Origin of the sequence: Trinickia sp. NRRL B-1857 (assembly GCF_050470685.1) — a bacterium.
Lineage (GTDB): Bacteria > Pseudomonadota > Gammaproteobacteria > Burkholderiales > Burkholderiaceae > Trinickia.
On sequence record NZ_JBFLUK010000011.1, the window covers coordinates 2,595,777 to 2,619,061 of the forward strand.

A 23,285-nucleotide genomic window follows, 5' to 3' on the forward strand; every position below is an offset into this window, starting at 1 on the left:
GCCGAAATACGCAACAGAGGGCCGCGCTAGCGGCCCTCATTGTTATCCAGGGCGGCCGGGCGTAGTCAAGAAGGCCGCGAAGCTATCGGCAATCGGAGATGTTCGCCCTGTCTCATGCGACCACAGAACTACGACAGGCTCTCCGGCATCGCCAATCGTTCCGTAGTCGAAGCAGTAGTAATCACCCGTTCCGAATTCGGCAAACGGTAGCAACTGAGAGAAGTCGATAGAGCTACCAGAGAAGTTGTCTTGCCACTCCTGCCAATCCTCTTTGAAGTGACGAACTATCGACTCCCACGTCTTGCGGGGATCACGTGCATCGAATACAGGAAACACAACCAAAGCTCCCAGTGCTTTGCCGTTGTTGTCCAGAAGCCAATCCGAGAACGACTTGGGCAACGTTCGCGCCAGTTCTGTCTCGGCTGCATGGATCGCATCTATTGTTGTGCCTATTACTCGTGCTTTAGCCATCATTCCTCGCTTACGGTAAAGAGCCCGCCTTCGGGAGACTCAGCTTGCCCGTCCCCGGCGAACCGGAACTCGGCATTTTTGCTGACCAGCACCCGTTGCGCTTGCGCCAATAGCGGTGCTGAATGCCTCGATGGTCCGCTGCAAGCATCGGGTCTGCACGTGAATAGTCGAGGCCTGAGTCGTTTTCAAAACGAGGTCTGTGCGCGAGTTCATATCCCGGCGGGGCTTTGATATTCGTCTGTTTGCCAGCAGCTACTCGATTAGCCTGATTCTGGAGCCAGCCACGCATTGAACTAGGCGTGTTCGGGTCGCTCATGACATCTCGCCAGCGAGCATCCGGATCGACGTACGGCTCACCGCAGCAACAAAGTTTTGCCAACCCGAGCGGATCGATCCACGCGACAGGATTATCTGCGTACTGCCAAAGATTGAGACCGCCACGCAAGCCGATGGGATCGGTCGAAATGAATCGACCGATGCTCGCATCGTAGTAACGGTAGCGGTTATACGCGAGCCCAGCCTTGGAATCGAACTGCTGCCCCTGGAACAGTGCGACGGATGTATCGATTTGCTGATGCTGTTTCCTGCCAGGTCGCCGATGCCATCTCTCTGTTATCTGTTCATCGCACGAGCAACCCTACGTCGTTCGATGCAGATACTCATCAAAGCATTTGTCGCACACGGCGGTAAGCCGGTCGAAAGCCGCTGCATACTCTTCCTCGAAATCTGAATCGTAGGGCGTGCTTTCCGGTTGAGGCAAGCCAACCTGTTCTGCAAACGCCGGCGATACGAAATACGAGATGCTGACGCGTCCGTCGCCAAACCAATCGATGTCGTATCGGAGTATATTCAATCGGGCTCCGCCCTTCTTGATCATGGACGCGATATCGCTGGACACATGTACGATACCGGTTGCGCCATGCAATTCACACACAATTCTTCCCATCGCTCACCCTATTTGCGTTGCCCGTTTTTGATTAACCATTTAATGGTTTCTCTAGTGGTGTTCGGCACATCCGGCGCACCTCCCGCTCGGAGAATATCGCCGACATGTGTCACGCAGCTATTGGTGTTCTTGTCGTAAACTCCGCCGTCATGCCCGAGCCGCTGGGCCTGGGCCTGCTTGGCCGCCTCCGCATCCGGCAGGTCTACCAGAACAGTATTTTCGACGGTCGACTCGGGCGCAAGCTCTCTTCCGGTAATGATGGTGTTGTTGTTATCGTCAGTGATCAGTTGGTGCGTTCGCATCGTGCGCCCACCCGCATTAGAGACAACCTCCACGTCGAAATGGGGTCCGTATTCGCTGCGTGATTGCCGAACAATCGCCTTGCCCGGACAACGCCCAGAAGAAAGCCCGAGTGCATCGGTCCATTGAACGGGGTTGGGACCATAGCGGTACAGATTGAGGCCACCAGCCAGCTTGATCGGATCCATCGATACGAACCGACCGATCGCTGGATCATAGTAACGGTAGCGGTTGTAATGCAGCCCCGTCTCAGAGTCTTCCTGCTGCCCCTGGAACAGTAATGGCTGAAGGCCGCCCTAGCGGCCCTCAGCCATTCAAATGCGTCCAACGACCTCCAACTCGTCCCATAGCTGGGAGCGTCCCATCTCCTTCATGTATGTGCCATAGTCTAAGAAGCCTTGAGCGCTTATCTCCTCCTTAGACAGCCATGTTGCATCACACTCGGGGCAGATATAAATCAGCTTTCCGAGGCCCTTAATTTTTGCCTCGACGATTTCGTCTTGTTCGCATCTTGGGCAGATCATCTTCTTCTCGCTAATGTACCGGGTATGCCGTAATGACTTCGTTCGTGCCGGGGCGCGTAATTATCTTGACGTTCGTTTCCCCCGCTGACCCGACGGACCGCCCCATTGGAACGACATAGGCGCCTGGGTCATTCGCCAGTGGCTGGCCACGTTTCGCCCACGCCTCGTCTACAACGTCAAGAGATCCGCCTCTCTTGCATGTGCAGAAGACAGAGTGGGTTTTCTTATTGGGATTCGGGGACTCATGCTCAAGTACGTGCTTGATTCGATTTCCCTGAGCCGAGCCTTGACCATAGTTCAATCCACCCGGAGTGCTCCAAGTCTGTGTGCTCTTGTTGTATCCGAGCTTGATTAAGCCGAGCGGGTCAATCCACTGAATCGGGTTGGGGGCGTACTGCCACAGATTGAAACCGCCGGCAAGACGTATCGGGTCATGACTAATGAAACGGCCCGTCGTAGTGTCATAGTACCGATGCCGGTTGTAGTGCAGCCCGGACTCTTCATCGATCTGCTGCCCCTGAAACCGTCTACCCGACGTTTAAGCAGACAGTTCGATTCCTATTGCATAAGCCAAACGTCTTCGAATCCTTGATCGTCGATGATGAACTTTGCACCAGTAGGCAATCGCAGGTACCGAATTACCGATGGCAGTATCTCTTTCAGGTGCTCGACGTGTACTGGTTGATAGAAATCGGGTGCGTCAGAATATTCACCGCAATGGAAGAACCAGCTAACGTTGCCGCCTTCCGGCAAGGCAACGCGAGATCCGTAAATGGGCATCCTTCCTAGTGTGGACATAGCAACACCGACCATGTCTTCAGGATCAGCCTCTGCGAGGCCGTATTTTTCGCAAATTTCCCGCTGCTCCCGCAGTGTCGTGGGATCGTTCTCAAACATTTCATAGTCCTAGCTTGCACTTCATGTTCTTGGAAAACGCTGACGCCATTCCCCCTTGCCGCTGAGAGCATTTGGGGCAATGCGGCTGCACTGCGGCAAGACTCGATTGGGTCGTCACATTGTTGTTTCCTGAGCGATAGTACTCCACCACAAGGGCATCCTTGTGATCGGCGACCATCTTGGGGGAAACGGTGCCGCAAACCACGCAGGGAACTCCTTGCACCGATGCCGTCTGGCTGGCCGTCGGACCACATGCGGCGTCTCGCTTGTAAGCAGCGTTGATGGTTTGTTTGGGTTGGAACTGTTGACTGTCGGGTATGCCGAACTCGTTCAGTTGAACTGAGTTGCCAGAACCATCGGTCGTCGTGGCGAGACCAAGCGGGTCAATCCATTGGATCGGGTTGGGCGCGTACTGATACAGGTTGAAGCCGCCAGCAAGACGTATCGGGTCATGACTAATGAAACGGCCCGTCGTAGCGTCATAGTACCGATGCCGGTTGTAACGCAGCCCCGTCTCCGCATCCTCCTGCTGCCCCTGAAACCGCACCAAATTCCGAGCCACAACCCCAGCCGCCTTAGAAGCCCGCTCAATGACTTCCTGCGTCTCGCCCCAGGCCTTATACGTTGCCTCCCATACCACGTCGCCCAGCTCGTCCGTCATCATATACGGCGTGCCGATTTGGTCGCAGTGGTAATAGAAAACATGCGCCGGCGTCACAGCCTTCGGGACCTGCTGTAGCGGATCCTCCTCAGGCAGATACCGATTCTCGGCGCGCCACACGGGCGTCACAACCCCTTCCACAGCAGCGGCCGTCACAAACTGCGCCAGCGGCACAAACGACCCCGCCTCATAAACGTAATGCGTACTTCCGCTTCCGGAGCTCTCGTAAGCGAGCGTATCGCCATCCCATCCGAACAGCGTCTGCTCTCCGTTCACCGCTTTAGCAATACGCCGGCCCAGCGCGTCATAAAAATAATTTGCGGCCACGCGCCGATCGCCTTCCTTGACCATCGCGGTCGTCAGGCGATTGAATTCATCCCACTCGTATCTTTGCTCGCCCTTCGGCGTACGCTTTGCCACCAAGTTGCCGCGCTCGTCGTACTCGAAGTGCATCCCCGCATACTGCTTGAGCAGGTTACCGAGGATCTTCGGCACCTCTTGCGGCAGCGTGCTTTCCTCACGCGGCTTAAACACGACAGGCGTCGCACGCGGGGCATCGCTCGCGGCGACATCGACGATATTGCTCGCCGGATCGAACGCAAACCGCTCGCGGCTCCACGGGCTAGCCGCCTCGATCAAACGCCCAACCGGGTCGTACCGATAGTCGATATACCCCTTGTTGCTATCCTCGATTTGCGTCAGCTGCCCCGCGGCGTCATACCGATAGCGCCGATCGACGATAGGCATGGGTGCCTTCTCGCGTTGCAGCGCCGTTTGAATCACACGCCCGGCGGGATCGTAAACAGTTCGTTGTCCTAACCGCCCACCCAGCTTCCGGTCGGTCTCCCGATGCAGGTCGTCGCGTTCGAATTGAATCCGCTCCTCGCCGTCGAGCAGCATGCCGTGCACGTGACCGGAGCCATACGTGAGCCAATCGATCGCATGCCCATCGGGCCGAACGGTCTTGATCCGATTGCCGAGTTCGTCGTACTCGTGGTGCCAAAGATAGCTGCGCGATTGGTCGAACACGCTATACGCATGATGCTCACGCACCAAGTTGCCCACCGGATCGAAGAACCGTTGTACCTTGCTATAGCGGTTTTGCGCATCGATGAGCCGCCCGCTCTGGTCATAGGCAAAACGCTCCTCGCTCTGCCCCGAACGCCGCGCGGCAAGGCGCCCACCCCTGTCGTATTCGAGCTGGGTGATCTGACCAGCTTCATCGATCGACGTCAGCCGGCCGCTGGCCTTGTCATAGGTGTAGCGCGTCGTTTTTCCATCGAAGGCCACCTCTTCGAGCAAGCGGCCCACCGGGTCATAACGGAAGGTATACGCGGCATGATTGGCATCGGTCAGCGTCGTCAGCCGTCCCAGCCGATCGTAGCGGTAGGAGATGGTCTGATCGAGCGCATCGATACGGCTCGAGATTCGCCCTGCCGCGTCGTAGTGGTAGCGCGTGTTGCGGCCAAGCGGATCGGTATGGCCGCGCAGCCGGCCTTCGGCGTCGTAGTGAATCTTCTCTATGCCTGCGGGCGATTGCACTTGCTCCAATTGCCCGTTTTCGCCATAGACGTATTTCGTCGAATTGCCGGCGGCATCGGTCGTTTCCGCTAGTCGGCCGTCGGCATCGTATTTCCACTTCGTGCTCTTGCCGGAGCAATCGGTATAGCGCGTCAGTTGTCCCGCGTCGTCGTAAGCAAGCTGCTTGACCCCGCCTTTGGCATCCTTGACCTTGATCACAAGCCCTTGAGCGTCGTAACCGTATTCTGTCTTGTGCCCCAGCGGATCGATCTGCTCGGCAAGATTGCCCTTGTCGTCATACGCCTGCCGCCACACGTTTCCATGCGGGTCGGTCAGCGCCACCATCTGCGATTTGCTGTCGTAGGCCATTTCCACGACGCTGCCATCCACGCGATCGTGTCGAATCAAGTTGCCGCGCGCGTCATACGTCATCTGTTCGACGCTGCCGTCGCGATGGATGTATTCCGTCAGCTTGTCGTTCTCGTCGCGGTACATCCACTCTTCGCTACCGTCCGGATGAACGATGCGGAAGGTGTAGCCCTTGATGTCGTAGTCGTGCCGCGTGACTTGGCCCAACGCGTCGGTCACCTCGACTCGGCGAAGCGTCGGATGCCACGAGAGCCGCACTTCATCGCTGCCATCGTCGCTCCATTCTCGAATGCACCTGGACTTCGCATCCACGCCGTCCCACTCGAGATTCACGCCGCGCCCCGTGAGATCGGTATAGCGCGTCATGAGGTGATGCTTGTAGTGGTACTGCCGCTTATTCCCATAGCGATCGGCGGCGCCGATCAGGTCGTTGTTCGCGTCGTAGGTGTAACGCGCAAGCTTGGCGACAAGCTCGCCGTTGGCATCGTATTGCCCCGCCTCGACGATGCGCGAGCGATCGTCGTACTTGAACGCCACCTGCGTATGCGCGGATACGAGCCGGAAAAGCCGGCCTTGCTCATCGTAGCCGAGCGCAATTTGGTTGCCCCGGCGATCTCGAATCAGCGATAGGCGGAATTGCGCGCCATGCTTCTCGAAGAGTTCAAGCAAGTCATGCCCGCGCGTCAGTGCGAGCTGATGCTCGTCGATGCGCTTGAGGGTAAAGTCTTCGGAGATATTGTCGTGGACTTGCCCAGGCTCGAGCAGCGGGCACTTGATACTGCGCCCCGCAGCATCGTGATATACGAGCTTCGATTCGCTTTCGTCGATATCGAAGCGCGTCGTGTAAGGCGTAATCCACCGCGCGCCCAGAGGCCCGCGTTCGTCGTTGGCATCGAAGAACGATCGATAGGTGCGCTGCCAAACGATCGGCATGGCACCGCCGATCGTGAAGTCGAGATGTTCGATCGTCTCGTCGCCGAGCGCGAAGCCCACCGATTTGGTCGTCGCTTGGGCCGGCGATGCAACCGGGCAGTGCAGGTTGCAGTTGGACGCGCCCGGGTGTTCCGCAGGCGCCGTTTGATGTATCGTTTCCTGCGTGCCTTCGGCTCGTTTTTCGTGGACGTGGGTCTTGCCTTCGGACGGAATGGCGGTGGCATGGTGCACCTCATTCTTCTTGCGCCAGTTCTGCACACCCTGTTCGGCGATCTGAATAACCCAGCCGATACGGCCGACATCGGTGCCGTTCAATGCACGTACACGTGCTTGCACTTCGGGAATACGCGTGTGCAAATCGTCGGCTAGCACCTTTAAATCGTGCCCATAATTCGGGTTGACGACCTTCGCCACCTGCGTGGCGGCATTGATCGTAGCCTTAGCTTCGATCTTCGCCCAATCGGCGACCAGACCGAACAGTCCATGTAGCGCTTGCTTGGCGTCGTATGCAACAAAGCCCGCGCCCACCTCATGAGCATGGCGCTCGGCAGCGTGTACGTTGCCCGCCACGCTCAACGACTTTTCCCCGGCGACTTTCGCGAACAAATCGGCGAGCGCAGCCATCAAGTGGCCGATGAGCGTCGCGCACTTCTCGAGCATGTCCGCGAGTGCGTTCTTCACCAGCGTCAAAAACGATTCGATCTCGCCGGCGTAGCGCTCGTTCAAGTGTGCGACAAGCGCGTCGATGACCGCGCTGCACAGCACCTGCGCCCCGCCTTCGACCAGGGCTTTGCCGCTCTTGGCGATTTCCTCGCGAACGAGTTTGAGCAGCGGCCGTGCGCCGATCCGCACTTCGGCCATGGCGGGCGGGAAGGGCACTACGCCAATCAAATCGAGCCCGAGGTTGAGCCAATCGAATGCATCCGGCGGACGGTTGCCGTGTTGGATCATCGCTCGGATGTCGGCGATGAGGTCGACCGCGGCAAAGATGTTCGCCACAACGGGCACGTTTTGCGCGACCGTCTCCAACCGATCGATGGTAATGAGTCCGTTGCTGATACTGCGTAGCCACTCGTCGAGATCTCGAACCGCCGCGGAGACATCTTTCGGATCGATCTTGATGAGCGGCGACACGAACGTGTCGGTCGGCTTGGGTAGTAGTACGGTCGCGTCGGCCATGGCGAATGTTTCTGCTTTTTCTTGAATAAGTTTGGAGCGCTAACGTCAGCCTAATTTCGGCATGGCGAATGCCCCGAGCCCACCTTGCGTCAGATGCCCAAGCGCAGGTAGCGTGGAACCGATTTGTCCCGCGTGCGAAAGCGCGCTTTGCGCGCCCGTGGGCAACACCTTGGCCATCGCTTGCTCGGCAAAGCTCAAGCCTTTGTCGGTCGCCATACCTTTGAGCGACGACAACCCATTGCCCAACTGCGAGGCGGCACCCGTCGCGCTTTTTGCGGCTGCGGCCGCCGGCATCAAGCCTTCCAACTGATCGTTTGCGGCGGCTGTCGCGTCGCTGGTATCCGACGGCTCTTCTTGCGGCCATTTCGGCAGCTTGAACTTGCTCGCCTCCTGGTCCTGCGTACGCGGATCCGGGCCGAATTTGACTTTCACCACGCCGGGCGGCAGTCCGCTCACGATCGTGTGGCCATTCGCATCGAGCGAGCCCTGTTTCAGCAGCCCGCCGTTCGCGTCGAAGACGGAAAACGCACCGTTTTTCACGGCCTCGTTGTTGGCGTAGCGATGCAGCAGTTCCAGTTGACCGGGCGCGTCGGGGCGCGTCGACGGCAGCGGATACCCCATGCTGGCGGGACCGGCAAACTGCCGCTGCGCCCCCTTCACGTCGACATTGCCAGGGCCATGCACTTCGATGTTGCCGCCGGCGATCTTGATGTACCCGCCACCGCTCGTCAGCAAGATGCCTTGATCCGAAGCGATCTCGATACGGTCGGTCGTGGAGACGACCTTCAAGGCTTGCTGCGCGGTTAGCTCGATGTTGTCGGATTGCGCTTGCAGCTCGACCTTGCCGTTGGCGGCGAAGAGCTTCATGCCCGCGTTTTGCACGAACAAGCTGACCTTCTCGCCGACGCTCGCCAACAGCGATTTGTTCGTTGCGACGTGCACGCTTTGGCCGCTGACGACATTGACGTGATCCGTCGCCGCGACGTGGAACGACTGCTGAGTCGACATGCCGATGCCTGCGGGACTGCCAAGCAAAAGCACGGGCCGATCGAAGCCGTTGGCATTGCCGGTACCGCCGCCGGCCGTGCGGCCGTCACCGGATAGGGCACCCGGCACGCTCTTGCGCGTGGCGTCGGTATAGTCGCGGATCGCGTCGTAACCGTCTTGCAGGCTTTCGGCTTGATGGTGCTCGCTCGTGCGCGACATCCCTTGGATGACGGTTTGAGCGTTGTTCAACTGGCTCTGCGGTTCGGCCACGTCGAGCGGCTGGCTTGCCGACGATTTTGCATACGTGGAGACGTACAGCCCTTGCCCGGCCCGAATCGCGCCGTGCGCAGTCGATTTCAAATCGAAACCGCTGCCTGCGTAGGCGCCGCGCGTGTTATTGGTGTGGTCGACGAGATAGCCGAGGTGCAGGTGCGAATCGGCGCTCGTCGTGTACAGGTGGACGCGGTTTTGCCCGGTGGCGTCGTCCATCACGAGCTGATTGAACCCGCTTCCCGCGTACTCTTTCGATCGGAACCCGGAGAGCAAGCCGTGCGTATGCCACGTCGGCGGCGTGGGGCCGCCATGCATACGGCTCAAAATGACCGGCCGGTCGCAATCCCCCTCCATGAAGCCGACGATCACCTCATCGCCCTTGCGCAGGGGGTGGTGTCCGCCGCGATCGCCGCCTGCATCGGCGAAGGCGGCGCGCACCCAAACCGATGCCCCTTCGTCGCCGTCATTACGCCGATTCCAGGGGAACCACACTTTCACGCGGTTCAGTGAATCCGTATAGATCTCTTCGTCGCTTGGCCCGGCGACGATCCCCGATTGCAGTCCCAGCACCGGCTTTCGATGTTCGAGCGGGCTGCGGAACGGCGTACGCCGAGGCTGTGCTTCGATCTCGACTTGGAAGAAGCCTTCGCTGCCGTCGGGGTGCCTAACTGTAACGCCATCGACACTCGTCGATGCGACATGGACGATGTCGGCCTGCAAGCTCTCGGGAAAATCCGCTACCCCGTCCATGCCCGGCAGATTGTTGCGAATGGTCCAAGTCGCCGCGAGGATGACGAACTGGCGGTCTTGTTCCGATTCGCGATCGTGGACGGGGTGGCCCTTTAGCGTGAACCAATAACCGGGGCTCGCGCAGCGTACGCTGCCGATCCCGTGATAGCGCGTGGCATCCGACTGCCATGCTTCGGTCCGCACGTTAGCTTGATGGGCGCCAAGGTCGCTCGCGCCCCACGTATAGGCGCCCGTGTAGTCGTACACCTCGCCTTGCGCGGGAATGGCATCGCTCGTATCGGTTAGGCTCACGATCTGTTTGGGCAGGTCGGGGCGCTTGTAGTCGAACGTGCGCGTCGTCAGCTTGGCGCTTTGAATGCGTTGCTGCTCTTTCCACTGAGTGAGACCATCCGCTTCCTCGCGCAATCCGGTACGGCGGAATTGGATCGTGTCCGGCGCCAACTCGGGGAGCGCAAACGCGTCGTCCATCAATACGAGCGTGTGCGATTTACCGTCCGGCGCCTGCTCGAAGCGGCCGAATACGCCCGTCTCCTCCAAGCTACGTTGGATGAAATCCCAGTCGTATTCCCATTGCACGCGGTTCGAATACTTGGGCATCGGTTGCCGCAAATCGAATCGATATGCGCCCCGCGCCTGGGGGTGTTGATCGAAGACGTCGGCAACGATCTGTTCACCGGCTTGTTCCTGCCAATCGCGCATATCGCGGCGCAGCCGCAGGAAATAAAGCCATGACGAAAATCTCAACTGGTAGTAAGTGAGCGTTCCGTCCGTCCCTAACCGGCTGAATGCATGGACATAGCCGTGATGCGGCAAATAGCTGCCGTCGGTTTGCTGCAACCAGAGCGTAACGGTTTGTCCGATCAGCGAAGCGAGTTTGATTTCGTTTCCGCGGATGGAGGCGGCGTCGACAATGAATTCGTAATCGCGCCCAAGGCGGGCGCTGCCCTTTGCCTGAAGCGGGACGAGCCAATCGGCGCCTAGCGGCGTATCGAGTTTAATGAGCCGATTGCGTTGGGCTGCGCCGTAGTAAAGGGCGTCGAAAAGCGTATTGGACTTCATGCCGCCATTCCTTGGAAAGCGAAGCTGCATCACGGCAGCGCGAGGCGAAGATTTTAATGGACCTCCATGACGAAATCGATAGTCGTTTCCCGCAAAACGGCCCTTTACGCAGTCATTCGCGTGCAATTGGCGCACGTGGAAAGGGCGTAGGAATCGGAAACAGAAAAAATTACGGGTGCCTCAAAAATTGTGGGCACCCGATTCAGTAATTCTTTCTGTGTAGAATGAGTTGTATAGCTTCGATGCGGACTCGCGCGGGCCGTTTTATAGCCCCATCGCTTTGCGAATCATTTGAAGCGCGGCGCCGAGGACGAAAAGCAATACGACGATGCGGAAGGCTTGCGGCGGCAGCTTGTCGCGCAGCGGGCGCGCGACCATCATGCCGGCGATCACGGGAACGCTCGCGCCGGCGGAGATCAGCAAATCGGTGCTCGACGCATGGGCGCCGCTCTTGAACGCAATGAGCAATGTGACGATAGAGACGACGAGGATGATGGCCATTTGCTTGGTGAAGGCCTTTCCGCGCGCTCCAGTGGCGATCAGATAGATCGCGAGCAGCGGGCCCGGGATCGACGCGATGCTTTCCATCAAGGCGGCGCCGAAGCCGAGCAAGAATCCGACGGGCTGGACCCACGCGGGCGGCAGCGTAAATCGAGGCGATCCAAGCAAGAGCAGGGCGGCGAATACGAGCAGCGCGCCGGCCGCGGCCTGCGCATGGTGCGGCTCGAGCGAGATCAGAATCGACACGCCTACGACATTGCCCAGGACCGTGCCGATGAGCGGTGCGGCCATGCGTCGTGCAGTCGCCAATGTGTCGCCGCCTTCGAGGGCTTGGGGAATATTGCCCAGAATCACGGGCATCGAGAGCAGCAGCACGGCTTGCTTCACGGGCATCAATTGGCTAAGGATCGGCATGGCCACGAGCGGCACGCCGATGCTGACGATGCCTTTTACCATGCCGCCGACGATGAGCGCGGCGACGATGCCGGCGAGCGCATAAGGGTCGAGCGCATGAAGCGTCGGCCCGAGCATGCCCTGAGATGCAGCGTGAAGCATAGCTGAGGTCTACCTGTTATTGGTCGGCTGTACCCTTGGGGACCGGCGTGGCGGTGGCCGGTGTCGAAGCTGCCGCGGGGACCGACGGTGTGGAAGCGGGCTGCGCCGCAGCCGGCGCCGATGCCGCCGAAGGTTCTGCCGCCGGTTCCGCTGCCGGCGCCGATGCACCGGTTGCAGGCGCCGCTTCGCTTGCCGCGCCGGCAGGCGCGGGCGTGGCGCTTTCGTCGTCGTCGCCGTAATTGGGCAGCGCGGGCGGCTTCGCCGCATCGGCGCCGAGCGCTGCGCGGCGTTGCTGCGTATAGGCGTCGCGCACGAACGAGTACTTGTCGAGGGCGGCCTGTTCGAGAATGTTCGTCGCGCCGAGCATGTCGGAGCGAGCACTGACGAACTGCAATCCATAGAGCGGTTTTCGCGCGTCTGTGGGTGCGTAGATGAACGGGCTGAAGCGTGTGTCGACGGCAAGGCCCACGCCGTCGCGGAACGAACTCGGCCCGAAGATCGGCAGCACGAGATACGGACCCGACGGAACGCCCCATCGCCCGAGCGTCAGCCCGAAGTCTTGATGGTGCTTCGGTAGACGGGCCGGGGTCGCGAAATCGATAAGACCGCCAATACCGAACGTGGTGTTCATCGCAAAGCGAATGAGGTCTTCGGTGGCGTCCGTAATCTTCAACTGAAGCAACTCGTTCGCGATGTTGTTCAGATCGCCTAGATTGGAGAAGAAGTTGCTGATCGCGGTCCGCAGCGGGTGCGGCGTGACCTTCTGATATCCCTTCGCGATCGGCACGGCGATCGTGCTGTCGATCGTATCGTTGACCTTGAACACCGCACGATTCATTGGCTCGAACGGGTCGCCGGGCGTACGGTCGCTCGGGCTGGCGCAGCCGACCAAAAGCGCCGCGGCCGTCAGCGTCGCGGCTAAGGTTCGCAGATTCTTATCCATCGATTCCTTCTAGTTCTTTGTCTTTGGCCCGCGCGGCGCGCGGCTTGCCCATCAGGACGGGCTGAAACACGACGGCGCCTATGAGCGTGCACGAAAGCGCGAGGGCAAGCAGGCGGCCCATGCTCGCGGTACCGGGATGATGCGACAGCCACAGGCTGCCGAAAGCCGTTGCGGTCGTAGCCGCACTGAACAACACCGCATGGGTAAGGCTCGAGGAGAGCAGGCTCGTCTGCCCCGCGCGCCATGCCATGACGAAGTAGACCTTGAACGCGACGCCGACGCCGAGCATGAGCGGCAAGGCGATGATATTCGCGAAGTTCAGCGGCATGTCGAAGACGACGCAAAGCTCGAGCGTGACCAGAGCCGAGACCAGGAGCGGAATCATCGTGCGCAGGACGTCGCCGAAGCGGCCTAGCGTGATCCATAGCAATATGGTGATCGACAGCACCGCCAAGCCGGCAGCTTGCAGGAAGGCGGTAATGATCGTGTCGGCCGAATGCAGAATCGAGATCGGGCCGCCGATCGCGGCCGGCTCGGCATGCTTCACGGCATGGGCGAACCGGCGCAGCATCGTGTCGTCGTCGGAATCGACGCCGGGCGGCACGCGCGGCGAAATCTGCACGAGTGCCCGGCCGTCGGGGGCAACCCAGTCGCGCACGAGCGCGGGCGGCAGCGTCGCCCGCGAGAGCGGGAACGGTTGCAGCAAGGTGGTCAGTTGCCCTAGGGCGAGCCGCAGCGAGGTCGAGAACGCCGCTTCGGCGCGATCGCGCGTTGCTGCATCGCTCGCCGCGAGCTTAGCGAGCGAGGCGGACAAGCGTTGGGCCTCTTTGGCGCCGGGCCCCGGATAGTCCCCGGCGGCATAAGCGAGCTGATTCGATGCGCGCTTGAGCGCCGCAACGCGCTGGGCATCGGTCGCCGCGGGGGCGGGCGGCTGCGTCAGCGCCGGCAGCAGCGTTTGCGCCGCTTGCTGAATCAAGGCGAGCTTCTGCGGTTGATCGGTCGGGATGAAGGTCGACAGCGTTGTCACGCGGCCGACCTCGGGCAGGGCGCTCAGACGGCTCGCGGTAGCATCGGCCGCCGTCAGCGATGGCGCCAAGACGGCCACGTCGTTGACGGAAGCTTCCGGCGAATCCTTTAGCGAGAGCAACGTCGCCATCGATTCGGTCGTCGGATCTTTCAGGTGCAGCGGGTTGAAGTCGAATCGCAGATGCGCAAGCAAGGGCGTCGCGCCGAGCACGACGAGCAGGGTACCGAGCAGAATCGGCTTGCGATGGTCTTGGAGAAAATCGTCGATCGGCGATAGGCGCGGGAAGCCGGGGCGCGACGCCTCGCCGGGCGGCGCCATGAGCCGAAGCAGGGCAGGCAACAGCGTCATTGTGCTGAAGTAAGCGACAACCATCCCGACGCCCGCGATCAGGCCGAGTTCCGAAACGCCGCGGTATGCGGTGGGCAAGAACGAAAAAAAGCTCGTCGCGACGGCGGCAGCGGCGAGCGTCAGCGGCAGGCCCATCGAATGGGCGGCGCCGACGAGCGCGTGATCGAGCCGCGCGTCGCGATGGCGCTCTTCCCGGTATTTCACGCCGTATTGGATCGCGAAATCGGCGCCGAGGCCGATAAACAGCACCATGAAGGCGACCGAGATCATGTTCAGCGAGCCGACCATCAAGAGCCCGAGCGCGGCCGTGATCGGCAGGCCCACCGCCAGCGTGATCAGCACCGCGAGAATCATGCGTTTGGAACGCAGCGCGAGCCAGAGGATCGCCAAGACGACGATCAGCGTGCCGATGCCGTTGACGATGGCGCCGTCTTCGACGGACGCGAATTCCTCGTCGGCGAGGGGTTGTTCGCCCGTCAGCCGGACGACGGCGCCGAAGCGCTTTTGCAGGTCGATCTCGCGGGCGACCGCGCGAATCGTGTCCGAGGCCTGCGCCCCGGCTTGCAGCGCGCCATAGTTGACCACCGGCGTCACAGTGACGAACGCGTGCGCGGGTTGGCGCGCGGCGTCGGTATCGACGAGCGCTCGCCAGGAAAACGCCGCGGGCTTGCCGGCCTGAACCGCGTCGACGGTATCGGCCGCGCGCGTCAGCAGGTTAGCCATCGCCGGCAGTTTCACTTGGCCCGATTGCAGCGGCAAACCGAGCATCGTCGACAACGTGGTCGAAAGACCGGTCACGCTCGGGTCGTGCGCGAGCGTATTGATGAGCGGGCGTGCTTGCGCCAGCTGGCCCGTCGTTGCGGTGACGTTCTCGGTGGACAAGAAGAGCATGCCGTCGTGCTCGAACAGCGTGCCGCCACCCGGCTGCGACACCGCGCCGATCTGCGCGCGGTGCGCGGGGCTCGAGAGGGCGGCCGCGAGCGCATCGGCGGCGGCATCGGCCATCTCGGGGGCGCCTGCTTCGACGACGGCCAGAATCGTTTCATCGCGCTGAGGAAAGGCACGGTCCATCGCATCGCCGAGCGCGGACCACTGCGCATCGCTTTCGATGAGCTTGCTGACGTCGGTATTGATCTTGAAGTGCCGGACCGTATAGACACCGCTCCCCGCGGCCAGCACGAGGGCCAGCGCGACGACCAGGACCGGTTTGCGCACGGACCAGGCAACGAGTCGGACGATGAGGGACGTCAGCATGTATGGAATGGCAGCAAGGCTAGGGAGGCAAAACGCCTAAGTATACCGGCGGACGGGGTCGGGCCGCCCGCCAATGCGCGAAGGGTCGCGGAACCGGTGGCCCGGGACGTGCGTCGAAACGTGAGCCGGCGCGGATCGGTATACTGCCCGCACCGCGTTTTCGGCCCGTCGCCGGCGCGCGAGCGCCGCCGTCGGCACTCTTTCAACTGAACTCGAGATTCCATGAAACGTCATTTCTTCGCATTTTTTACCGCGGCGCTCGTGAGCGCCGCTGCCTGGGCGCAAACGGCACCCGTCGACGTCGTGAAACAGGCGGTCGTGGGCACCGTCGATGCGATGAAGCAGGACAGCGCTGCGCGTAGCGGCGACATGGCGAAGATTTCGCAGATCGTGGAGGCGCACTTTTTGCCGGCTACCAATTTCGACCGGACGGCACGGATTGCCGTCGGCGACGCATGGAAGCAAGCCACGCCCGCTCAGCAGCAAGAGCTGGCGAAGCAATTTAAAGTCCTGATGACGCGCACCTATGCAGCTTCGCTGGCGCAGTTGGGTACGCAAGATGCACGCTTCGCGTTCAAGCCGGAGCAAGCTTCGGCTAATGACGCGCTGGTGATGTCGACGGTCACGACGCCGGGGGACAGCCAGCAGGTCGGGTATCGGCTCGGCAAGGTCGGCAACGACTGGAAGATCTACGACATCGACATGTCGGGCGCCTGGCTGATCCAGGTCTATCAAAACCAGTTCAAAGCGCAGTTGAGCCAAGGCGGTATCGATGGACTCATCAAGTTCCTGACGGCTCATAACGCCCGTTCCGAGTAACGCGAAGGCGCCGGTTAGCGCCGGCGCCGCTCCACGGCGAACTTGATCAGTTCGGCCTGGCCTTCGATCTCGAGTTTGCGTTTGACGTTCAGACGGTGCGTTTCCACGGTCCGCACGGAAAGCCCGTAGCGCTCGGCGATCTGTTTGCTCGACAGTCCCTCGGCCAGCGCGTCGAGAATCTCGCTCTCTCGCGGGGTCAAACGTTCCACCGGTGTTTGTAGCGCGCTCGCATGGATCATGCGGGCGGCGATACCGGCGCTGAAGAACGTCCTATTCTCGAGCACCGCCGAGATGGCATGGACGATTTCGGTCGCCGGAGAATCTTTGAGCACGTAGCCGCTCGCGCCCGCTCGCACGGCTTGCATCACATATTCGATGTTGTCGTGCATCGATAGCATCAACACGCGTACGGCCGGGAAGCGTTCGTGAAAGACGCCCGCGAGTGCGATGCCGTTCATGCCGGTCATCCCCACATCCATCAAAACGAGGTCGGGCGAGAGCTTCTCGGCAAGCGCCAGGGCTTGCTCGGCGTTGCCCGCTTCGCCCGTGACGACGAGGCCGGGAACCCCTTCCAGCCGCAAGCGCAAACCGTCCCGCACGAGCGGATGGTCGTCGACGAGGATGATGTTGGCGGAGCGGGCGGGCTGAGCGTTCATATCGGGCAATCGTGTTATGAGGTGTACGCGGGCTGCGGCGAAAGGGGAATCGGCAGCGGCACCGTCGCGGTGACCGTTGTCCGGCCCGGTTGCGATGCGATCGCGAGCGAGCCGCCAAGCGCATCGAGCCGCTCGCGCATGTTGCGCAAGCCGATGCCGCGGCGCGCGTCGGCTTGGGTCCGCTCGACGTCGAAGCCTTGCCCGTCGTCGACGATCGCAAGCGTCGCCGCGGTCGCGCTGGCGGCGAAGGTCAGCGTTGCATGCGATGCCTGCGCATGCCGCACGATGTTGGTCAACGCTTCCTGAGCGATTCGAAATAGGGCGGTGTTGACCGTTGCGGGCAACACGGTCTTGCGCGACGCGTCGTCGGTCTCGACTTGCATCTCGATGCCGGTTTCCTCGCCGAGTTCGCGCGTGAGCTGTTCCAGTGCCGCGGCCAAGCCGAGATCGTCGAGCATCGACGGGCGCAACGCATGCGAAATACGGCGCAATTCGCGCAGCGCGTGCGATAGCCGCGTCAACGCGGTACCCAGCGCAGCCTCGGCGCTCGGCACGCGCGGCTGCGTATCCCCCGCGCGTTCCAAGCGCGCGAGCGCCGATTCGAGCAACAGCTTCACCGACACCATCATCTGGCTGATGCCGTCGTGCAATTCCCGCGAAAGCCGAGCGCGTTCGTACTCCTGCGATTCGACCACTTGCTGCGCGAGGCGTTTGAGCTTGGCATCGGCGCTGCGGTGCTCGGATACGTTCAGGAATAGGGCGCATGCAGTGATGACGCCGAAGGCCGCCAAGGCGATCGCGCCGATCCAAGTCATCGTCCGCGCGATATTGGCCGATGCGCTGGCATCGATCCCGGCGAGCGTTTCCTTCACGCCGTCGAGATAAATGCCGGTACCGATCATCCAGCCCCAACGCGGCAGCGGTACGACGTAGCCGAGCTTTGCCTCCAGCTTGTTCGTCGATGGCCGATGCCAGACATAGCGCACATAGCCGCCGCCTTTTTTAGCTTCGGCAATGAGCTGCTGAATCGTGAGGGAGCCGTTAGGATCCCTAAGCAACCACCAATTGTGTCCGACGAGATCGGGCTCGCGCGGATGCATCAGCGAGTTGCCTTGCATGTCGTAGACGAAGAAGTAGCCGTCGGGACCGAAATCCATCCTTTGCAGAACCGCGAGCGCCGCTTGCCGATGGGCGGCTTCGTCGCGCGCATTGCCACCCGCGTCGTACAGCGGCGCGATGGCGCCTGTTGCGAGTTCGACGTAATGCTTCAGTTCCGCTTGCTTGCTCGATAGGTAGGCGCTTTCTACCGTTTTGCGCTGGGCGTCGGCGAGTGCTGCCGCCTGCAAGCGCACGCCCATGCCGATGCCCGCGATCGCCACGAGAAACGGGACGATCGCCAGCAGAAAGATCTTGGTCCTGATTTTCATCGCCGATAAATGAAAAGCGCAATGCCGAGCCGCATGCCGCCAAGCGCCGTCGTTACGGACTCCTACGTAGTCTTACGTAGCAGGGTTACGTAGTTGTTCGCTTGTGAGGGGATGGGCGAGGCTCAATACTACACGGCCATGAGCGGACGGCGTCTTCGGGTGCCCGACATTTCGCTCGGTGCCGGCCGCCCGGCCGTATTTTTCAGAACAATATTTAAGGAGACTCCATGAATCCGATGAATCGGCTCGGCCGGTTTTCGCTCTGGATCGTGCTTGCACTCGCGGGCGCTTATTCGTTCGGTACGATCGCCCTCGCTCACGGTGAACGTGTCAGTGCGTTGTGGATCGTCATCGCCGCAGTGTGCGTCTATCTGATCGCTTATCGCTTTTATAGCCGGTTCGTCGCCGATCGGGTGCTGCAACTCGACCCGACGCGCATGACGCCGGCCGTGCGGCACAACGATGGGCTCGATTACGTGCCGACGAATCGTTTCGTGCTGTTCGGCCACCACTTCGCCGCGATCGCCGGCGCGGGTCCGCTCGTCGGCCCGGTGCTGGCCGCGCAAATGGGCTATATGCCCGGCATGCTCTGGATTCTCGCGGGCGTCGTCTTCGCCGGTGCCGTGCAGGATTTCGTCGTGTTGTTCCTGTCCACGCGGCGCGACGGTCGTTCCCTTGGCGATCTCGTCAAAATGGAACTCGGGCCGGTGCCCGGCATGATCGCGCTGTTCGGCGCGTTCTTGATCATGGTCATCATCTTGGCCGTGCTCGCGCTGATCGTCGTGAAAGCGCTGACGAATTCGCCTTGGGGTACCTTCACCGTCGCGGCCACGATTCCGATCGCGCTGTTCATGGGCATCTACACGCGCTTCATCCGTCCGGGTCGTATCGGCGAGATATCGATCATCGGCTTCGTGCTGCTGATGGCATCGATCGCCTTGGGCCAATACGTGCACGACACGCCCGCATTGGCTGCGTGCTTCACGTTCAGCGGGGTTCAACTGACGTGGATCTTGATCGGCTATGGGTTCGTCGCGTCCGTGCTCCCGGTTTGGCTGCTGCTCGCGCCGCGCGATTATTTGTCGACGTTCTTGAAGGTCGGCACGATCGTCGGTCTCGCACTCGGCATTCTCATCGTCGCGCCCGAACTCAAGATGCCCGCACTGACGAAGTTCGTCGACGGATCGGGCCCGGTATGGTCGGGCAACCTGTTCCCGTTCTTGTTCATTACGATCGCCTGCGGTTCGGTATCGGGGTTCCATGCGCTGATTGCGTCGGGCACGACGCCGAAGTTGCTCGCCAATGAAGCCGACGCACGTTTCATCGGCTACGGCGCGATGCTCATGGAGTCGTTCGTCGCGATCATGGCGCTCGTTGCCGCATCGGTCATCGAGCCGGGCATCTACTTCGCGATGAATGCACCGGCCGCGCTGCTGGGCACGACGCCCGACGCCGTGGCGCATACGATCTCGCAATGGGGCTTCGTGCTGACGCCCGATATGCTGACCGAAACGGCGCGGGCCGTCGGCGAAAGCACGATCGTGGGCCGCGCGGGCGGCGCACCGACGCTGGCCGTCGGCATGGCGCAGATTCTGCATCGCGTGATCGGCGGTCCGGCCATGATGGCGTTCTGGTATCACTTCGCAATTCTGTTCGAAGCGCTGTTCATCCTGACCGCCGTCGACGCCGGCACCCGCGCCGGACGCTTCATGCTGCAAGACTTGCTCGGTGCGTTTCATCCGGCGCTCAAGCGTACGGAATCGTTGGCCGCCAACCTCGTTGCAACGGCGCTGTGCGTTGCCGCTTGGGGTTACTTCCTCTATCAAGGCGTGGTCGATCCGCTCGGCGGCGTGAACACGTTGTGGCCGCTGTTCGGCGTGTCGAACCAGATGCTCGCCGCGATTGCACTCGTGCTGGCCACCGTCGTCCTATTCAAGATGAAGCGCGAGCGCTATGCATGGGTCACCATCGTCCCGACGTTGTGGTTGCTCGTTTGCACGTTGACGGCTGGCTGGCAGAAGATCTTCTCGGCCAATCCGAAGGTCGGCTTTCTCGCGCACGCGGCCAAGCTCGGCGAGGCCGCCGATGCGGGCAAGGTATTGGCGCCCGCAAAATCGCTCGCGCAAATGCATCGCGTCATGTTCAACGATTACGTCGACGCAGTATTGACGGGGCTGTTCGTGGCGGTCGTGGTGAGTATGGTCGTCTATGGCATCGCGGCGATCGTGCGAGCACGCGCCGCCGCGAAGCCGAGTTCGTCGGAGACGCCGTTCGAGGCGGTACCGGCGGCGAGCGCGGGCGCAGTCGCGCGCTGAAGCGGAGCGGCCGAATGTTTTCGAATCTGACCGAATGGCGCAGCGCGGGCCGCTATCTTGGGCAAGCGCTGAGACTGATGGTCGGCTTGCCCGATTACGATGCCTATGTCGCGCATATGCACGAGACGCATCCGGGCGAGCCTCCCATGACCTATGAAGCGTTTTTCAGGGAAAGACAAAACGCGCGCTACGGCTCGGGCGCAGGTAAGTGCTGTTGAGCGGTTGAGTCGTTATACGGCTCGTATGCCGAAGCATAAAGACAAAGCGGCGCGGCCCTTTAGGACCGCGCCGCTTTTAATTGGCGCTACGAAAAACGATTCGCGCTTTAGTGTGCGGCAGCCGTGCGCGAGGTCTTCGAATTAGCCGCGACCTTGATTTCCTCGAGCTTGATTTCGACGTGGCGCGAGAAGACGTATTCGGCCGGACGTTGCTTGTCGAGCGGGATGTCCTTGGCGAACGCGCCTTCGATCTTCGGGCCGCGCATGCTGACGCCGAGTGCCTTGAGCGGATGCGCAACGGTGTCCATCACGGCCGTCGCTTCGAAGCCGCTGTGGACCATGCAGTCGGCACACTTCTCGTAGTTGCCGGTGCCGTATTGGTCCCAATCGGTCTCTTCCATCAGCTCCTTGAAGGTCTTTGCGTAGCCTTCGCCGACGAGGTAGCACGGACGCTGCCAGCCGAACACGGTACGTGCCGGGTTGCCCCACGGCGTGCAGTGATACGTCTGGTTGCCCGCGAGGAAATCGAGGAACATCGCCGATTGGCTGAACGACCAGTTTTTGCCGCGATTGCCGCGCTTGAAAATCTCGCGGAACAGTTGCTTGGTCTTCTCGCGGTTCAGGAAGTGCTGCTGGTCGGGGGCGCGCTCATAGGCATAGCCGGGGGAGACGGTGATGCCGTCCACGCCCATCGGGCCGAGCGTATCGAAGAACGCCGCGACGCGTTCGGGCTTGGCGTCGTTGAACAGCGTGCAGTTGATGTTGACGCGGAAGCCACGGCGCTTCGCTTCGCGAATCGCGGCCACGGCCTTCTCGTAGACGCCTTCTTGCGACACCGAGTGATCGTGCATCGCTTGGTCGCCGTCGAGGTGGACCGACCAGACGAAGTACGGGCTCGGCTCGTAATCGTCCATCTTCTTTTCCATCAGCAGCGCGTTCGTGCAGAGATAGACGAACTTCTTGCGCGCGATGATGCCCTTCACGATCGTGGGCATTTCCTTGTGCAGCAGCGGTTCGCCGCCCGCGATAGACACGACCGGCGCGCCGCACTCGTCCACGGCGCCGAGGCATTCCTCGACCGACAACCGCTGGTTGAGGATGGGATCCGGATAATCGATCTTGCCGCAACCGTTGCAGGCGAGGTTGCAGCGAAATAGCGGCTCGAGCATCAGCGCGAGCGGATAGCGTTTGTTACCGCTGAAATGCTGGCGCGCAATATAGGCACCAACGCGAACTTTTTGCAAAAGCGGGATCGACACAGCAACCTCCTTAAACTTGGCGCGCGGCGACGGGCTCGATGAGCTTCGCCGGCAGCTTGAATTCGACTTTCTCTTCGCGGCCGTCCATCGTCGAGACCTCGACGGGACTCAGCGCGCGCAGCGCATCAATGACGTGTTCGACCATTTCCTCGGGGGCCGACGCGCCGGCCGTGATGCCGACCGCATTCACGCCGGCGAACCATTCGGGCTTGATTTCCGAGCCGTCCGCCACGAGGTAGCTCGGCACGCCCGTTTCCGCGCCGATTTCGCGCAGGCGGTTCGAGTTCGAGCTGTTCGTCGCGCCAACCACCAGCAACACGTCCACTTGTGCGCTCAATTCCCGCACCGCGGCCTGCCGGTTTTGCGTCGCATAGCAAATGTCGCGCGTATCCGGCCCGACGATATTGCTGAAGCGGCGCATCAGCGCTTCGATGATGCCGCGCGTATCGTCGACCGACAGCGTCGTTTGCGTGACATACGCGAGCGGCGTATCCAAGGGTAAGTCGAGCGTGGCCACTTCGGCCTCGCTCTGAACGAGCAGTACCTTCCCCGGGATCTGACCGATCGTGCCTTCCACCTCCGGGTGCCCGGCATGACCGATCAAAATCAACGTGCGGCCCGCCGCGACATACTGGCGGCCCTGCACATGCACTTTCGTCACGAGCGGACACGTGGCGTCGAGCACATCGAGTCCGCGCGCCTGCGCGTCGTGTTCGACGCTTTGCGCCACCCCGTGAGCGCTAAAAATGGCAACTGCGCCATGCGGAACCTCATGAAGTTCCTCGACGAAACGCGCGCCCTTGCTGCGCAGGTTTTCGACGACGTGCCGGTTATGCACGATTTCGTGGCGCACGTACACGGGCGCACCGTGCCGTTGCAATGCGCGATCGACAATTTCGATCGCGCGAACGACGCCCGCACAAAAGCCGCGGGGTTGAGCAAGGATGACTCGCATGTTATGGCGAACTCCGACCGAATCGGGGTATCGAACCGCCGGCGATAAGCGGCGTGATCGCCCAGACTCCAACTATTATTAGAAAGCGGGCGTGATAGCCGGCAAACCAACCCAAACGCGCATTCTAACGCTATCGGG

The 23,285-nt window shown here is 61.2% G+C and carries 16 protein-coding genes and 2 pseudogenes; 3 read left to right on the plus strand and 15 right to left on the minus strand.

Annotated features, from left to right (window positions below; translation table 11 throughout):
- Positions 1-42 precede the first annotated feature (42 nt).
- The 11 genes and pseudogenes from AB1286_RS31950 to AB1286_RS32000 all read right to left on the minus strand — a co-directional run bounded on the left by AB1286_RS31950 (position 43) and on the right by AB1286_RS32000 (position 15,498).
- Positions 43-471, minus strand: coding sequence for an SMI1/KNR4 family protein (locus AB1286_RS31950; RefSeq protein ID WP_430367185.1), 429 nt, complete (start codon positions 469-471; stop codon positions 43-45).
- Positions 472-481: 10 nt separating this feature from the next.
- Positions 482-1,087 carry an RHS repeat-associated core domain-containing protein gene (locus AB1286_RS31955; protein ID WP_430367384.1) on the minus strand — a complete coding sequence of 202 codons (606 nt, stop codon included), beginning with the start codon at positions 1,085-1,087 and terminating at the stop codon, positions 482-484.
- Positions 1,088-1,108: 21 nt separating this feature from the next.
- Positions 1,109-1,348, minus strand: coding sequence for a hypothetical protein (locus tag AB1286_RS31960; protein WP_430367186.1), 240 nt, complete (start codon positions 1,346-1,348; stop codon positions 1,109-1,111).
- A 461-nt stretch (positions 1,349-1,809) separates the two neighbouring features.
- Positions 1,810-1,998 (minus strand): annotated as a pseudogene (locus AB1286_RS31965) (RHS repeat-associated core domain-containing protein); the annotation flags it as partial.
- A 253-nt stretch (positions 1,999-2,251) separates the two neighbouring features.
- Positions 2,252-2,767, minus strand: a pseudogene (locus AB1286_RS31970) (RHS repeat-associated core domain-containing protein); the annotation flags it as partial.
- Positions 2,768-2,799: 32 nt separating this feature from the next.
- Positions 2,800-3,138, minus strand: a complete 339-nt coding sequence (locus AB1286_RS31975; protein ID WP_430367187.1) for an immunity protein Imm33 domain-containing protein — start codon at positions 3,136-3,138, stop codon at positions 2,800-2,802.
- A 1-nt stretch (position 3,139) separates the two neighbouring features.
- Positions 3,140-7,801, minus strand: a complete 4,662-nt coding sequence (locus AB1286_RS31980; RefSeq protein WP_430367188.1) for an RHS repeat-associated core domain-containing protein — start codon at positions 7,799-7,801, stop codon at positions 3,140-3,142.
- Positions 7,802-7,846: 45 nt separating this feature from the next.
- Positions 7,847-10,870 (minus strand): type VI secretion system Vgr family protein, encoded by a 3,024-nt coding sequence (locus AB1286_RS31985; protein WP_430367189.1) that lies wholly within the window; start codon positions 10,868-10,870, stop codon positions 7,847-7,849.
- A 264-nt stretch (positions 10,871-11,134) separates the two neighbouring features.
- Positions 11,135-11,926 (minus strand): TSUP family transporter, encoded by a 792-nt coding sequence (locus AB1286_RS31990; protein WP_430367190.1) that lies wholly within the window; start codon positions 11,924-11,926, stop codon positions 11,135-11,137.
- 16 nt (positions 11,927-11,942) lie between these two features.
- On the minus strand, positions 11,943-12,869 hold the full coding sequence (locus AB1286_RS31995; protein WP_430367191.1) for an MlaA family lipoprotein: 927 nt from the start codon (positions 12,867-12,869) through the stop codon (positions 11,943-11,945).
- Entirely contained in the window at positions 12,862-15,498 is a 2,637-nt protein-coding gene (locus AB1286_RS32000; RefSeq protein ID WP_430367192.1) for an MMPL family transporter, read from the minus strand. Before AB1286_RS32000 ends, AB1286_RS31995 begins: the two co-directional genes overlap by 8 nt.
- A 222-nt stretch (positions 15,499-15,720) precedes the next feature.
- On the opposite strand from AB1286_RS32000, the gene AB1286_RS32005 reads away from it, so the two are divergent.
- The gene (locus tag AB1286_RS32005) at positions 15,721-16,317 is read left to right on the plus strand and encodes an MlaC/ttg2D family ABC transporter substrate-binding protein (protein WP_430367193.1); all 597 of its coding nucleotides are present in this window, start codon (positions 15,721-15,723) and stop codon (positions 16,315-16,317) included.
- A 14-nt stretch (positions 16,318-16,331) separates the two neighbouring features.
- Here AB1286_RS32005 and AB1286_RS32010 read toward each other — a convergent pair whose 3' ends face one another.
- Positions 16,332-16,973, minus strand: a complete 642-nt coding sequence (locus tag AB1286_RS32010; protein ID WP_430367194.1) for a response regulator — start codon at positions 16,971-16,973, stop codon at positions 16,332-16,334.
- Between the two features lie 14 nt (positions 16,974-16,987).
- Positions 16,988-18,400, minus strand: coding sequence for a cache domain-containing protein (locus tag AB1286_RS32015; protein WP_430367195.1), 1,413 nt, complete (start codon positions 18,398-18,400; stop codon positions 16,988-16,990).
- A gap of 236 nt (positions 18,401-18,636) precedes the next feature.
- Between AB1286_RS32015 and AB1286_RS32020 the strand changes: the two genes are divergently transcribed.
- Together AB1286_RS32020 and AB1286_RS32025 are read left to right on the plus strand one after the other, a co-directional pair.
- Positions 18,637-20,715, plus strand: coding sequence for a carbon starvation CstA family protein (locus AB1286_RS32020; RefSeq protein ID WP_430367385.1), 2,079 nt, complete (start codon positions 18,637-18,639; stop codon positions 20,713-20,715).
- Between the two features lie 14 nt (positions 20,716-20,729).
- The gene (locus AB1286_RS32025; RefSeq protein ID WP_430367196.1) at positions 20,730-20,933 is read left to right on the plus strand and encodes a YbdD/YjiX family protein; all 204 of its coding nucleotides are present in this window, start codon (positions 20,730-20,732) and stop codon (positions 20,931-20,933) included.
- Between the two features lie 107 nt (positions 20,934-21,040).
- Here AB1286_RS32025 and hpnH read toward each other — a convergent pair whose 3' ends face one another.
- Both hpnH and ispH read right to left on the minus strand, forming a co-directional pair.
- Positions 21,041-22,192, minus strand: coding sequence for an adenosyl-hopene transferase HpnH (gene hpnH, locus AB1286_RS32030; RefSeq protein ID WP_430367197.1), 1,152 nt, complete (start codon positions 22,190-22,192; stop codon positions 21,041-21,043).
- Between the two features lie 10 nt (positions 22,193-22,202).
- Positions 22,203-23,147: a 4-hydroxy-3-methylbut-2-enyl diphosphate reductase gene (ispH, locus tag AB1286_RS32035; protein ID WP_430367198.1), complete on the minus strand. Its 945-nt coding sequence runs from the start codon at positions 23,145-23,147 to the stop codon at positions 22,203-22,205.
- Positions 23,148-23,285 lie beyond the last annotated feature (138 nt).

What these genes read in the sequence shown, in the direction of transcription:
- AB1286_RS31950 (WP_430367185.1), bottom strand. Translation starts at nt 471, where the DNA reads ATGGCTAAAGCACGAGTAATAGGCACAACAATAGATGCGATCCATGCA.
- AB1286_RS31960 (WP_430367186.1), bottom strand. Translation starts at nt 1,348, where the DNA reads ATGATCAAGAAGGGCGGAGCCCGATTGAATATACTCCGATACGACATC.
- AB1286_RS31975 (WP_430367187.1), bottom strand. Translation starts at nt 3,138, where the DNA reads ATGTTTGAGAACGATCCCACGACACTGCGGGAGCAGCGGGAAATTTGC.
- AB1286_RS31980 (WP_430367188.1), bottom strand. Translation starts at nt 7,801, where the DNA reads ATGGCCGACGCGACCGTACTACTACCCAAGCCGACCGACACGTTCGTG.
- AB1286_RS31985 (WP_430367189.1), bottom strand. Translation starts at nt 10,870, where the DNA reads ATGAAGTCCAATACGCTTTTCGACGCCCTTTACTACGGCGCAGCCCAA.
- AB1286_RS31990 (WP_430367190.1), bottom strand. Translation starts at nt 11,926, where the DNA reads ATGCTTCACGCTGCATCTCAGGGCATGCTCGGGCCGACGCTTCATGCG.
- AB1286_RS31995 (WP_430367191.1), bottom strand. Translation starts at nt 12,869, where the DNA reads ATGGATAAGAATCTGCGAACCTTAGCCGCGACGCTGACGGCCGCGGCG.
- AB1286_RS32000 (WP_430367192.1), bottom strand. Translation starts at nt 15,498, where the DNA reads ATGCTGACGTCCCTCATCGTCCGACTCGTTGCCTGGTCCGTGCGCAAA.
- AB1286_RS32005 (WP_430367193.1), top strand. Translation starts at nt 15,721, where the DNA reads ATGAAACGTCATTTCTTCGCATTTTTTACCGCGGCGCTCGTGAGCGCC.
- AB1286_RS32010 (WP_430367194.1), bottom strand. Translation starts at nt 16,973, where the DNA reads ATGAACGCTCAGCCCGCCCGCTCCGCCAACATCATCCTCGTCGACGAC.
- AB1286_RS32015 (WP_430367195.1), bottom strand. Translation starts at nt 18,400, where the DNA reads ATGAAAATCAGGACCAAGATCTTTCTGCTGGCGATCGTCCCGTTTCTC.
- AB1286_RS32020 (WP_430367385.1), top strand. Translation starts at nt 18,637, where the DNA reads ATGAATCGGCTCGGCCGGTTTTCGCTCTGGATCGTGCTTGCACTCGCG.
- AB1286_RS32025 (WP_430367196.1), top strand. Translation starts at nt 20,730, where the DNA reads ATGTTTTCGAATCTGACCGAATGGCGCAGCGCGGGCCGCTATCTTGGG.
- ispH (WP_430367198.1), bottom strand. Translation starts at nt 23,147, where the DNA reads ATGCGAGTCATCCTTGCTCAACCCCGCGGCTTTTGTGCGGGCGTCGTT.